Source organism: Streptomyces sp. NPDC017940 (assembly GCF_044328435.1).
In the GTDB taxonomy this organism is placed as follows: Bacteria; Actinomycetota; Actinomycetes; order Streptomycetales; family Streptomycetaceae; genus Streptomyces.
Genome location: NZ_JBIRHJ010000002.1, coordinates 374239 through 388442, shown reverse-complemented (window position 1 = coordinate 388442; position 14204 = coordinate 374239). Strand labels below are relative to the sequence as shown.

Genomic DNA, 14204 nt, shown 5'->3' with positions numbered 1-14204 from the left:
CCTGCTTGACGTTCCCTGGAGTAAAGACAGCATGGACAACGAGGACAAGCTCCGCTACTTCCTGAAGCGGGTCACCGCCGACCTGCGCGACACCCGCAGGCGCCTGCGCGAGGTCGAGGACGGCGAGCAGGAGCCCGTCGCGATCATCGGCATGAGCTGCCGCTACCCCGGCGGCGTACGCTCTCCCGAGGACCTCTGGGAGCTGGTCGCGGGCGGCCGCGACGGGGTGACGGCGTTCCCCGCCGACCGGGGCTGGGGCGACGTCGAGCTGTCCGACCCCGACGACCCGGGCCGCGCGTTCCGCACCGAGGGCGGGTTCCTGCACGACGCGGCGGAGTTCGACCCCGGTGTGTTCGGGATATCGCCGCGCGAGGCCCTGGCGATGGACCCGCAGCAGCGGTTGCTCCTGGAAACCTCCTGGGAGGCGTTCGAGCGGGCCGGGATCGACGCCTCGTCGCTGCGCGGCAGCAGGACCGGTGTGTTCGCCGGCGTGATGTACCACGACTACGCGTCGCGGCTGCGGTCGGTGCCCGAGGGCGTGGCGGGCTTCCTCGGCACCGGCAACTTCGGCAGCGTCGCCTCCGGCCGGGTGTCGTACACCTTCGCTCTGGAGGGGCCCGCCGTCACGGTGGACACCGCCTGCTCGTCCTCCCTGGTCACGCTGCACCTGGCGGCCCAGGCGCTGCGGTCGGGCGAGTGCACGCTCGCCCTCGCGGGCGGTGTCACCGTGATGGCGACCCCGGAGACGTTCATCGGCTTCAGCAAGCAGCGCGGCCTCGCCGCGGACGGCCGCTGCAAGTCGTTCTCCGACGACGCCGACGGCACCGGCTGGGGCGAGGGCGCGGGCATGCTGCTCCTGGAGCGGCTCTCCGACGCCCGGCGCAACGGCCACACCGTCCTCGGGATCGTGCGCGGTTCGGCGGTGAACCAGGACGGCGCGTCCAACGGCCTGACCGCGCCCAACGGGCCCTCCCAGCAGCGCGTCATCCGCCAGGCCCTCGACAGCGCCGGTCTCACCGCCGCCCAGGTCGACGCGGTCGAGGCGCACGGCACCGGCACCACCCTCGGCGACCCCATCGAGGCCCAGGCGCTCCTCGCCACCTACGGCAAGGACCGCCCCGCCGACCGGCCGCTGTGGCTCGGCTCGATCAAGTCCAACATCGGTCACACCCAGGCCGCCGCGGGCGTCGCGGGCATCATCAAGTCGGTCATGGCGATGCGGCACGGCACGCTCCCGCCGACCCTGCACGTCGGCGAGCGCTCCCGGCACGTCGACTGGGCGGCGGGCGCCGTGGAACTCCTCACCGAGGGCAGGCCGTGGCCCGAGACCGGGCAGCCGCGCAGGACGGCGGTGTCGTCGTTCGGCATCAGCGGAACCAACGCCCACGTCATCCTCGAACAGGCCCCCGCCGAGGACCCCGAGGACGAGCCGGGCGGGCCCCTGGCCCCCGTCGACCCCGTGACGGCCGACGCCGTGCCCTGGGTGCTCTCCGGCAACGACCCCGCGGCGCTGCGCGAGCGCGCCGCCACCCTCCTCTCCCACCTGGAAGGACGGGACGACACACCGGCGGACATCGGCTACTCCCTTGCCGTCACCAGGACCGCGCTCGAACACCGGGCCGCCGTCGTCGGCACGGACCGCGCGGAACTCCTCTCCGGTCTCCGGGCCCTCGCCGACGGCGGCGAGGCACCGAACCTGGTGCGCGGCACCGTCGGCTCACGCGGCAAACTCGCGTTCCTGTTCAGCGGACAGGGCAGCCAGCGGGTCGGCGCGGGCCGCGAGCTGTACGCGCAGTTCCCCGTGTTCGCCGAGGCCCTCGACGAGGTCTGCGCCGCCCTCGACCCGCACCTGGACCGGCCGCTGCGGGACGTGCTCTTCGCCGAGCCCGGCAGCGAGGCCGCCGCCCTGCTCGACCTGACCACCTACACCCAGCCCGCGCTGTTCGCGATCGAGGTGGCGCTGTTCCGCCTCGTCACGGCGTGGGGCCTCACCCCGCAGTTCCTCGCGGGCCACTCCATCGGCGAACTGGCCGCCGCACACGTGGCGGGCGTGTTCTCCCTCACCGACGCGTGCACGCTCGTCGCCGCCCGCGGCAGGCTCATGGGCGCCCTGCCCGAGGGCGGCGCCATGCTGTCGCTGCGCGCCGACGAGGACACCGTCCGCGGGCTGCTCGCCGAGCACGGCGGCACCGTGGACGTCGCGGCCGTCAACGGCCCCGAGTCCACGGTGGTCGCGGGCGACGCCGACGCCGTGGCCGCGATCGACGGCGCCTGGCGGGAGCGCGGCGGCAGGACCCGCTATCTGCGGGTCAGCCACGCCTTCCACTCGCCGCACGTCGACGCCGTGCTCGACGACTTCCGGGCCGTCGCGAGGACCATCGCGTACGGGACCCCGGCGATCCCGGTCGTCTCCACGCTGACCGGCGCCCTGCTGACCCCGGAGCAGGCACGCGACCCGGAGCACTGGGTGCGCCACGTCCGTGCCACGGTGCGGTTCCTCGACGGCGTACGCAGCCTCGGCGAGCAGGGCGTCACGCACTTCCTGGAGCTCGGCCCCGACGCGGTGCTCACCGCGGCGGGCCGTGACGGCGCGGGCGGGGGCGCGCTCCTCGTCGCGGGGGTGCGCGCGAACCGGCCCGAGGGCGCCACGCTCACCTCGGCGGTCGCGGCCCTGCACGTGCGGGGCGTCGCCCTCGACTGGCAGGCGGTGTTCGCGGGCCGCGGCGCCCGCCGCACCGACCTGCCCACCTACCCCTTCCAGCGCACCAGGTACTGGCTGGACGTCGGCGCACACACCGGGGACGTGGCCGCCGCGGGCCTGCGGTCCGCCGACCACCCGCTGCTCGGCGCCGCCGTCACCCTCGCCGACGAGGAGGGCGCCCTGCTCACCGGCAGGCTCTCCCTCACCACCCACTCGTGGCTCGCCGACCACACTGTCGGCGGCGTGGTCCTCGTACCCGGTGCCGCGCTGGTGGAACTGGCCGTCCGGGCGGGCGACCAGGTCGGGCTCGACCACGTCGAGGAGCTGACCCTCGCGGCGCCCCTGGTGCTGCCCGAGGACGGCGCGGTGCGGCTCCAGGTGTCCGTCGGGGCGCCGGACGCGTCGGGGCGGCGCGCCCTGAACGTGTACGCACGAGCCGACGACACGGCCGACGAAGCACCCGACGACCCGTCCGACGACCGGCCGTGGACCCGGCACGCCTTCGGCACCCTCACGGCGGGCACGGCGGCCCCCGCCGCCGTCGACGACGGCGTCTGGCCGCCCGCGGACGCCGAGCGGATCGACATCGAGGGCCGCTACGACGACCTCGCCGCGTCCGGCCTCGGCTACGGGCCCGCGTTCCGCGGCCTGCGCACGGCCTGGCGGCGGGGCGACGAGGTGTTCGTCGAGGTCGAGTTGCCCGACGAGGACGGTGCGGGCGCCTTCGGACTGCACCCCGCGCTGCTCGACTCCGCGCTGCACGCCGTCGGCCTCGGCGGCTTCGTCGCCGACGAGCGGCTGCACCTGCCGTACTCCTGGCGCGGGGTACGGCTGCACAGCAGCGGCGCGACGGGCCTGCGGGGACGGCTGTCCCCGGCCGGCGCCTCGGGCGTCGCGATCACCCTGGCCGACGGCACGGGCGCGCCCGTCGCCTCCGTCGACGAACTGTCGCTACGGCCCCTCACGGCGGACGCGCTGGGCGGTGACCGGCTCGACTCCCTGTTCCGGGTGGACTGGACACCCGTGCCGCCCGCCACCCCGGGTCCGGTGCGCTGGGCGGTCCTCGGGGACGGGTTCGGCCAGGCGGAGAGCTTCGAGCCGGTCACCACGTACCCGGACCTCGCGACGCTCGGCGCCGACCGGGTACCGGACCTCGTGATCGCCCCCGTGCCCGCGGCCGACACCCCCGCCCGGGCGGCGCACTGGGCCCTCGCGCTGCTGCGCGGCTGGCTCGCCGACAGCCGCCTCGCCACCGCCCGGCTGATGTTCGTCACCAGCGGCGCGGTCGCGGCCACCACCGCAGAGGACGGCGAGGACGTCCCCGACCTGGCCAACGCGCCGGTGTGGGGCCTGGTGCGCGCGGCGCAGGCCGAACACCCCGACCGGTTCCTGCTCGCCGACGTCGACCTGCTCGCGGCCACCGTCCACGAGCTTCCCGCCGCCGCCGCGACGGGCGAGCCCCAACTGGCGCTGCGCTCCGGCGAACTGCTCGCACCCCGACTGGTACGGGCACGCCCCGACGAGTCGTCGGAGGGTGCGGACCTCGGCGCGGGCCCGGTCCTGGTGACCGGCGCGAGCGGCACGCTCGGCGGCCTCGTGGCACGGCACCTGGTCGCCCGGCACCGAGTGCGCCGCCTGGTCCTCGCGAGCCGGAGCAACCGGGTGGGCGCCCTGCGCGACGACCTTGTGGGCCTCGGCGCCGAGGTCGACGCCGTCGCCTGCGACGTGGCGGACCGGGACGCGGTGGCGGCGCTGCTCGCCGAGCACCCCGTGACGGCGGTCGTGCACGTGGCGGGCGTCCTGGACGACGGCGTGCTCGAGTCGCTGACCCCGGAGCGCGTCGACACGGTGTTCCGGCCCAAGGCCGACGCGGCCTGGCACCTGCACGAGCTGACCCAGGACCAGGACCTGACGGCGTTCGTCCTGTTCTCCTCGGCCGCGGGCACCTTCGGCAACCCCGGTCAGGCCAACTACGCCGCCGCCAACACCTTCCTGGACGCGCTGGCCGAGCACCGGCGGGCGCAGGGCCTGCCCGCGACCTCGCTGGCGTGGGGCCTGTGGGCAGGGAACGACGGCATGGGCGCCAGGATGGCGGGGACCGGAGCCGCAGGCCTGTCCGCGGAGGAGGGACTGCGCCTCTTCGACGCCGCCCTCGCGCTCCCCTCGGCCGTGGCCGTGCCCACGCGCCTCGACCTGGCCTCGCTGCGGGCCCGCCCCGGAGCCGTACCGCCGCTGCTGCGCGCACTGGTACGCACGGGACGCCCCGAAGCCGCGAAGGCCGCGCGGGCCGACGGCGGCCTTGCCGCACGGATCGCCGCGCTGCCGGCGGACGAGCGGCTCCCGGCGCTCCTCGACCTGGTCCGCACGTGTGTCGCCGCCGTGCTCGGCCACGCGTCCCCGGCCGCGGTGGAGCCGGAGCGCGCCTTCGACGAACTCGGCTTCGACTCGCTCACGGCCGTCGAGCTGCGCAACGGGCTCGACACCGCCACGGGGCTGCGCCTGCCCGCGACGCTCGTCTTCGACTACCCGACACCCCTGGTCCTCGCGGAACATCTGCGGACCACCCTGCTCGGCGCCGACGCGACGCCGGGGAACGCCGTCCGCACGGTCGCCGCCGACGACGAGCCGATCGCGATCGTCGGCATGAGCTGCCGCTACCCCGGCGGCGTCCGTTCGCCAGAGGACCTGTGGCGCCTGGTCGCCGAGGGCCGTGACGCGGTGTCCGACTTCCCCGACGACCGGGGCTGGAACGTGGACGCGCTCTACGACCCCGACCCCGCGCACACCGGCACCAGCAGCGTCCGCCGGGGCGGATTCCTCCACGACGCCGCCGAGTTCGACCCGGCGTTCTTCGGCATGTCGCCGCGCGAGGCGCTGGCCGTCGACCCACAGCAGCGGCTGCTCCTGGAGACGTCGTGGGAGGCCCTGGAGCGGGCCGGGATCGACCCGGAGTCGGTCCGCGGCAGCGCGACCGGGGTGTTCGCGGGCGTGATGTACAACGACTACGCCTCCCGGCTCCGGCGTGCTCCGGAGGGCTTCGAGGGACAGCTCGGCTTCGGCAGCGCGGCCAGCGTCGCCTCCGGCCGGGTGTCGTACACGCTCGGACTCGAAGGCCCCGCGGTGACCGTGGACACGGCGTGCTCCTCGTCGCTCGTGGCCCTGCACCTCGCGGCTCAGGCGCTGCGCTCCGGCGAGTGCTCGCTGGCGCTCGCGGGCGGCGTGACGGTGATGTCGAGCCCGGGGGCCTTCGTGGAGTTCAGCCGCCAGCGGGGCCTGGCACCGGACGGCCGCTGCAAGGCGTTCTCCGCCGACGCGGACGGCACCGGCTGGGGCGAGGGCGTCGGCATGCTCGTCCTCGAACGGCTCTCGGAAGCGCGCCGCAACGGTCACCGGGTCCTCGCGGTCGTACGGGGTACGGCGGTCAACCAGGACGGCGCGTCCAACGGGCTCACCGCGCCGAACGGCCCCTCGCAGCAACGGGTGATCCGCCAGGCCCTGGCGAACGGGGGCCTGACCCCGTCCGACGTGGACGCCGTCGAGGCCCACGGCACCGGCACCACCCTCGGCGACCCCATCGAGGCACAGGCACTCCTCGCCACCTACGGGCAGCAGCGCACCGGCGAGCCGCTGTGGCTCGGGTCGCTGAAGTCCAACGTCGGCCACACGCAGGCCGCGGCCGGTGTCGGCGGCGTGATCAAGATGGTGATGGCGATGCGGCACGGCGTGCTGCCGAAGACCCTGCACGTCGCCGAGCGCTCCCCGCACGTCGACTGGTCCGCGGGCGCCGTCGACGTCCTGACGGAGACCCGGCCGTGGACGGCGGCGGGACGCCCGCGGCGGGCGGGCGTGTCGTCGTTCGGCGTGAGCGGGACGAACGCGCACGCCGTCATCGAGCAGGCACCGGAAGCCCTGGAGGTCCTGGAAGCTCCGGAGATCCCAGGAGCCCCGGAGGCCGCGGAAGTCCCGGAGATCCCGGGAGCTTCGGAAGGCGCGGAAGTCCCGGAGATCTCGGAAGCCCCGGAGAACCCGGAAGCCCCTGTCGCCCCGACCCGCCCGGAAGCTGCGACTCCGGTGGGCCCGGTGCCTTGGCTGCTCTCGGCCAGGAGCGCGGAGGCCCTGCGGGAGCAGGCCGCCCGGCTGCGTGAGCACGTCGTGGCCCACCCGGACATCACACCGGTGGACGTCGGCCACTCCCTCCTGACGACCCGCTCGGCCTTCGGCCACCGGGCCGTCATCGTGGGGGAGGACCGCGCGGCACTCCTCGACGGCCTGACCGCGCTGGCCGCGGACCAGCCGCTCCCCGGCCTCGTCACGGGGTCCGTGGTGGCGGGCGGTGTGGGCTTCCTGTTCTCGGGGCAGGGCGCGCAGCGGCTCGGCATGGGCCGTGAACTGGCCGCCCGGTTCCCGGTGTTCGCCGAGGCACTGGACGCCGTCCTCGCGGAGTGCGAGCCGCGGGTGCGCGAGGTGTTGTCCGGCGAGGACGCCGACGCCCTGAACGAGACGGTGGTGACACAGCCCGCGCTGTTCGCGGTGGAGGTGGCGCTGTTCCGCCTCCTGGAGTCGTGGGGGGTGCGCCCCGACGCGCTCGCGGGGCACTCCATCGGTGAGCTGGCCGCCGCGCATGTGGCGGGTGTGTGGTCGCTGTCGGACGCGGTGAAGGTGGTGTCGGCGCGCGGCGCGCTGATGCAGGCGCTGCCCTCCGGTGGCGTGATGGTCGCCGTCCGGGCGACCGAGGCCGAGGTCGCATCCGACCTGCCGGAGACCGTGGGCATCGCCGCGGTGAACGGCCCGTCCTCGGTGGTGGTCTCGGGTGTCGACGCCGATGTGGAGGCGGTGGCGGAGCGGTGGCGGGCTGCGGGCCGCAAGGTGTCCCGCCTGAAGGTCAGCCACGCGTTCCACTCGCCGTTGATGGAGCCGATGCTCGGCGCGTTCCGCCGGGTCCTGAAGGAGGTCTCGTACGGGGCCCCCTCGATCCCGGTCGTGTCGACGCTGACCGGCGCGCGGGCGGGTGCCGAGGAACTGGCGTCCCCCGAGTACTGGGTGCGGCAGGTGCGGGAGCCGGTGCGGTTCGCCGATGCCGTACGTACGCTGGTGGCCGAGGGCACGGCCACGTTCGTGGAGGTCGGCCCCGGCGGGACCCTTTCCGCGCTCGGCCAGGAGACCGCGCCCGACGCGGCCTTCGTACCCCTGCTGCGGAACGAGCGCCCGGAGCGGACGGCGCTGACCACCGCGCTGGCGCGCCTCAGCACACGGGGCGTCCGAGTGGACCTCACGCGCCTGCTCCCCGGCGGCCGCCCGGTCGAGCTGCCCACGTACGCGTTCCAGCGCAAGCGGTACTGGCTGGACGCCCCCCGTGACCTGAGCATCGAGGAGGCGGCCGGTGGCCTCGGCCTCGCGGGCGCCGGCCATCCGCTGCTCGGCGCCGCGGTGGACCTCGCCGATGGCCAGGGCCTCGTGTGCACCGGCAGGCTCGGCACGGACACCCACCCGTGGCTCGCCGAGCACGCCGTCGGACAGGTGATTCTCCTGCCCGGCACGGCCTTCGCGGAACTCGCGCTCGCCGCGGGCGGCAGGCTCGGCCTGGACGAGGTGGAGGAGCTGACCCTCGCCGCACCGCTGCCGCTGCCCGCACGCGGCGGCGTGCGGCTGCGGGTGACCGTCGGCGGCGACGACGGCTCGGGACGCCGGGCCCTGAGCATCGACTCCTGCCCGGACGAGCAGGGCGCGGGCGCCGACTGGACCCGGCACGCCGCCGGCTTCCTCACCACCGGCGCCCCCGCACGCCCCGACGCGCCCACCGACTGGCCGCCGGCCGGCGCCGAACCCGCCGACACCGACGGCCTCTACGACAGCCTCGCGGAGGCCGGGTTCGGATACGGACCCGCCTTCCAGGGCCTGCGGGCGGCGTGGCGCGGCGAGGACGCCGTGTACGCCGAGATCGAACTCGACGAGGAGCAGCACCCGGACGCCGCGTCGTTCGGGCTGCACCCTGCGCTGCTCGACGCGGCGCTGCACGCCTGCATGCTCGGCGGTCTCGTCGAGGACACCGGTCGCCCCCGGCTGCCGTTCTCCTTCAACGGCGTCCGGTGGCACGCGGCCGGCGCCACCGCGGCACGGGTCCGGATCACTCCGGCGGGACCCGAAGCCGTGTCCCTCGAACTGACCGACGCCCAGGGGCACCCCCTGGCGACGGTCGCATCCCTCGTCCTGCGGCCGATCGCCGCGGAACAGTGGGGTGCGCGCCACCGCGAAGCGATGTTCCGGCTGGAGTGGGTGGCCGCACCGGCCCGTGCGGCCGCCCACGCTCCCGCCCCCGTCCGCGGTTGCGCGGTCGTCGGCTCCGACGACCTCAAGATCGGCGCGGGCATCGCCGCGTCCGGCGTCGCCGTCGAGGAGCACGACGACCTCGCGGCGCTCGCCGAGGCCGGCGGAGCGGACCTCGTCCTCGTCCCGTGTGCCGCCACCGGCCCCGACCCGGTCGCCGCCGCCCGCGCCGCGGCCCGGCGCGCGCTGCGCCTCGCCCAGGAGTGGCTCGCCGACGAACGGTTCCTGGACTCGCGCCTCGTCCTCGTGACCCGCGGGGCCGTGGCGACGGGGCCCGGCGAGGACGTGCCCGGCATCGCCGACGCGGCGGTGTGGGGTCTCGTACGGTCGGCGCAGTCCGAGAACCCCGGCCGGTTCACGCTGGTCGACGTGGACGCGCACGACGCGTCCCTGGCGGCGCTGCCCGGCGTCCTCGCCACTGCCGAGCCGCAAGTGGCGGTGCGCGCCGGTGACGCACTGGTGCCGCGCCTCGCACGGTTCCGGCCGACCGCGGCGCAGCGGGGGTCCGGGACCGAGGACGGGTCCGGGGCCGAGGGCCGGTCCGGGGTGGACGTCCCCGCCGGGTTCGCGCCCGGCGGCACCGTCCTGGTGACCGGCGCCACCGGTACCCTCGGCGCCCTGGTCGCCCGCCACCTCGTGACCGAGCACGGCGTACGGCACCTCCTCCTCGCGGGACGCAGGGGCGCCGCCGCGCCCGGCGCCGCCGACCTCCGTACGGCACTCACCGGCCTCGGGGCCGAGGTCACCCTCGCCGCCTGCGACGTCACCGACCCCGGCGCCCTCGCGGAGCTCCTCGCCGCCGTGCCCGCTGACCACCCGCTGACGGGCGTGGTGCACTCGGCGGGCGTACTGGACGACGGCACCATCGGCTCGCTCACCCCGGAACGGATCGACACCGTGTTCCGGCCGAAGGCCGACGCGGCGTGGCACCTGCACGAACTGACCCGGGACCTGGACCTGTCGGCGTTCGTGCTGTTCTCCTCGGTGTCGGGCATCCTCGGCGGCCCCGGACAGGGCAACTACGCCGCGGCCAACGCGTTCCTCGACGCCCTCGCCCAGCACCGCAGGGCGGCGGGACTGCCCGCGACCTCCCTCGCCTGGGGCCTGTGGGAGACGGCGGGCACGATGACCGAAGGCCTCGCGGGCACCGACGTGGCGCGGATGTCCCGCTCCGGGGTCCACGGCCTCACCGAGGAGGAGGGCCTCGAACTCTTCGACATCGGCTGCGCCGCTGACGACGCGGTCGTGGTGCCGATGCGCCTCGACGTCGGCTCCCTGCGCGGCAGGCCCGACGAGGTGCCCGCGCTGCTGCGCGGCCTGGTGCGGCCGCGCGCCACCGCGCCGTCCGCCACGGCCGGGGCGGACGAGGAGCGGGTGACGCGGCGCCTCGCCGGGCTGACGGAGGCCGAGCAGGAACAGGAACTGCTGCTGCTCGTACGGGACCAGGCGGCGGTCGTCCTCGGATACGCGGCGGAGGAGCTCGACGTCTCCGGCGCCCTGACCCAGCTCGGCCTCGACTCCCTGACCGCCCTCGAACTGCGCAACCGGCTCGCCGGCGCGACCGGGCTCCGCCTGCCCGCCACCGTCGTCTTCGACCAGTCGACGGGGCCGGCGCTCGCCGCGTACCTGCGGCGCGAACTCGCCGTGGAGACCGGGGGCACCACCGCCGCGCCCGCGGCCCTCGCGGTCGAGGACACCTTCGCCGGGCTCTTCCGGCAGTCCTGCGACCTCGGTCTGTACGAGGAGGGGTGGCAGATGGTGATGGCGGCCTCCCGGGTGCGGCCGGTGTTCGAGACGGCGGACGAGGCGCCCGCGCAGGCGCCGGTCACCCTGGCGACGGGGCCGGGAATCCCGCTGCTGTGCTTCGCCCCCTCGATGGCGCCGTCGGGCCCGCACTACTTCGCCAGGTTCGCCCCCGTGTTCGCCGGTGAGCGGGACGTGACCGTGCTGCCCCACCCCGGTTTCGCACCGGGGGAGGCGCTGCCCGCGACCAGGGACGCGGTCGTCCGCTACCAGGCGGAGGCCGTCCTGCGGCAGGCGGGCGGGCGGCCGTACGTGCTGCTCGGCTACTCGTCGGGCGGGTGGATGGTCAACGCCGTCACCGCGCTGCTCGAGAAGGAGGGCAGCACACCGGCGGCGACGGTGCTCCTCGACACGTACACCGCGACGAACTCCTTCGAGGCACGCCTGGAGGCCGCGCTGCGCGAACGCCTGTCGACCAGCAAGGCCTTCGAGCTGATGACCGGGGCGCAGCTGACCGGGCAGGGCGGCTACGCGCGCGTGTTCGGCGACTGGGAGCCGGAGCCGGTCCAGGCGCCGACGCTGTACGTGCACGCCACCTTCCCGCCGGGGGAGTCGCAGGCCAGGGAGACCGAGGACCACTGGCAGCCCACGTGGCCGCTCCCGCACGAGGCGGCCGACGTCCCCGGCAACCACTTCACGATCATGGAAGACCACTCCGCGTCGACGGCGCTCGCCGTACGCTCCTGGCTGGACGCAGGCCAGGGCGCGGACTCCCGCTGAACCCGGCGCGGGCTCGCCCCGGTCACCCCGAAGTCGGCGGAACGCCGAGTACCGCAACCACAGCAGAACGGACGATCGACATGACTGCTACCGACGGCAGCGACCTCTGGCTCCGCCGGTTCCACCCCGCACCTGGCGCTCCGGCCCGCCTGGTGTGCTTCCCGCACGCGGGCGGATCGGCGACCTTCTACCACCCCGTCTCCGCGGCCCTCAAGAGCGAGAGCGACGTGGTGGCCCTCCAGTACCCCGGCCGCCAGGACAGGCGGATGGAACCGAACGTGGACGACATCGGTGTGCTCGCCGACCGCATCGCGCCCGTGGTGGCGCCGCTGTTCGACCGGCCCGTGGTGTTCTTCGGGCACAGCATGGGCGCGGTCGTCGCCTTCGAGGTCGCGCGCAGGCTCCAGGAGCAGGGCCACGCGCCCGCGAGGCTGTTCGCCTCCGGCAGGCGCGCGCCCTCCACGCGGCGCGAGGAGAACGTCCACACCCGTGACGACGACGGGATCGTGGCGGAGATGAAGGCCATGAGCGGCACCGACGCCGCGGTGCTCGGCGACGAGGAGCTGCTGCGCATGGTGCTGCCCGCCATCCGCAGCGACTACCGGGCCATCGAGACGTACGGCCCGGTGGACACGACCGTCGACTGCCCGGTCACCGCCCTCGTGGGCGACGGCGACCCGAAGACGACGGTGCCGGAAGCCGACGCGTGGCGTGCCCACACGAGTGCCGCGTTCGACATCCAGGTGTTCCAGGGGGGCCACTTCTACCTCAGCCCGCGCGCGGCCGAGGTCATAGCGACCGTCCGCGAGGCGCTGCGCGGCGCGGTGGCCGTCGGCTAGGCACAGGCGACGCACACAGCGGGGGGCTGGACGAACTCTTCGTCCAGCCCCTTGCCCGCCTCCGCACCGCTGGGAGCACGTCCGACGCGTGCGCGGCACGTCCGTCGACGTGACACGCCTCGCGCCTGCCGAAGGAACTTGAGGGACCGGAGGAACCCGAACGAACCGGGGCTCGGCGGAGGTCGTCCTCGACGCCGAGAACGGGGAGCAACCGCTCCCCGCCATGATCAATGTATAGCGCACAGGGGGACTTGCGGCAAGGCCCCCGTCGTGCCGCAGAATTCCCCGGCAAGGCCAGGACCTGCGGAAATGAGGGCGCAATGAGTGACGTGATCATCGTCGGCGGCGGACCGACCGGCTTGATGCTGGCCTGCGAGTTGAAGTTGGCCGGCGTACACGTGGTCGTCCTCGAGAAGATGACCGAGCCGACCCGGCAGTCACGCGGGCAGGGCCTGCACGCGCGCAGCGTGGAGATGATGGACCAGCGCGGCCTGTTGGACAGATTCCTCGCGGTCAGCGAGAAGTTCCAGGTGGGCGGCCTCTTCGGCGGCATCGTGAAACCGTGGCCGGAAAGCCTCGACACGGCCCACCCGTACGGCGTCGCCACCCCGCAGCCCGTCACCGAGCGGCTGCTCGACGAGCGGGCCGCCGAACTCGGCGTCGAGATCCGGCGAGGCTGTGAACTGGTCGGCCTGAGCCAGTCCGGCGGCGACCCCGACGACGGTTCCGACGACGGCGGCGTGACCGCCGAACTCGCGGACGGCACCCGCCTGCGGGCGCGCTACCTCGTCGGCTGCGACGGCGGCCGCAGCGCGGTGCGCAAGCTGCTCGGCGTCGGCTTCCCCGGCGAGCCCGCCACGGTGGAGACGCTGCTCGGCGAGATGGCGGCGACCGAGGACCCGGCGACGATCGCCGCGGCCGTCAAGGAGGTCAACAAGACCCAGCTGCGGTTCGCCCTCGCCCCCGAGGGGGACGGCAGCGCGGGCAGGTACCGCGTCGTCGTGCCCGCCGACGGCGTCTCCGAGGACCGGACGGCACCGACGCTGGAGGAGTTCAAGCAGCAGCTGCGGGCGTTCGCGGGCACCGACTTCGGCGTGCACTCGCCGAGTTGGCTCTCCCGCTTCGGCGACGCCACCCGGCAGGCCGAGCGCTACCGCGTGGGCCGGGTGTTCCTCGCGGGCGACGCGGCACACATCCACCCGCCGACCGGCGGCCAGGGGCTCAACCTGGGGGTGCAGGACGCGTTCAACCTCGGCTGGAAGCTGGCCGCCGCGGTCCATGGCTGGGCACCGGACGGCCTCCTCGACAGCTACCACGCGGAACGGCACCCGGTGGGCGCCGCCGTCATCGACAACACCCGCGCGCAGATCACGCTCCTCGGCACCGGCGCGGGCGCGACCGCGCTGCGGGAGCTGTTCACGAAGCTGATGGACTTCGAGGACGTGAACCGGTACATCACCGGGATGATCACCGCGGTCGGGGTCCGCTACGACTTCGGCGAGGGCCATGAACTCCTCGGCCGGAGGCTGCGGGACGTGGAGCTGAAGAACGGGCGCCTCTACGCACTGATGCACGAGGGCCGCGGGTTGCTGCTCGACCGGACCGGCCGTCTCTCCGTGTCGGGCTGGCAGGACCGGGTCGACCACGTCGTCGACGCCACCGAGGACCTGGACGTCCCCGCTGTGCTGCTGCGCCCGGACGGCCATGTGGCGTGGGTCGGGGAGGAACAGGGGGACCTGCTCGCCCATCTGCCCCGGTGGTTCGGCGACGCGTCCTGCGATGTGTCCGGTGACCTGTCCGGCGGCAGGTGACGCATC

The 14204-nt window shown here is 75.0% G+C and carries 3 protein-coding genes and 1 pseudogene; all 4 read left to right on the top strand.

Annotation, left to right across the window (positions count from 1 at the left end):
* Nucleotide 1: 1 nt before the first annotated feature.
* Nucleotides 2-10693, top strand: a pseudogene (locus ACH4DX_RS07595) (type I polyketide synthase); the annotation flags it as partial.
* Between the two features lie 87 nt (nucleotides 10694-10780).
* On the top strand, nucleotides 10781-11548 hold the full coding sequence (locus tag ACH4DX_RS07590) for a thioesterase domain-containing protein (RefSeq protein WP_398154752.1): 768 nt from the start codon (nucleotides 10781-10783) through the stop codon (nucleotides 11546-11548).
* A gap of 80 nt (nucleotides 11549-11628) precedes the next feature.
* On the top strand, nucleotides 11629-12387 hold the full coding sequence (locus ACH4DX_RS07585) for a thioesterase II family protein (protein ID WP_398154393.1): 759 nt from the start codon (nucleotides 11629-11631) through the stop codon (nucleotides 12385-12387).
* Between the two features lie 320 nt (nucleotides 12388-12707).
* Nucleotides 12708-14198, top strand: coding sequence for a rifampin monooxygenase (gene rox, locus ACH4DX_RS07580; RefSeq protein ID WP_398154392.1), 1491 nt, complete (start codon nucleotides 12708-12710; stop codon nucleotides 14196-14198).
* Nucleotides 14199-14204: the final 6 nt, after the last annotated feature.

Coding starts and splice junctions, on each gene's coding strand:
- ACH4DX_RS07590 (WP_398154752.1), top strand. CDS start 10,781: ATGGTGATGGCGGCCTCCCGGGTGCGGCCGGTGTTCGAGACGGCGGAC.
- ACH4DX_RS07585 (WP_398154393.1), top strand. CDS start 11,629: ATGACTGCTACCGACGGCAGCGACCTCTGGCTCCGCCGGTTCCACCCC.
- rox (WP_398154392.1), top strand. CDS start 12,708: ATGAGTGACGTGATCATCGTCGGCGGCGGACCGACCGGCTTGATGCTG.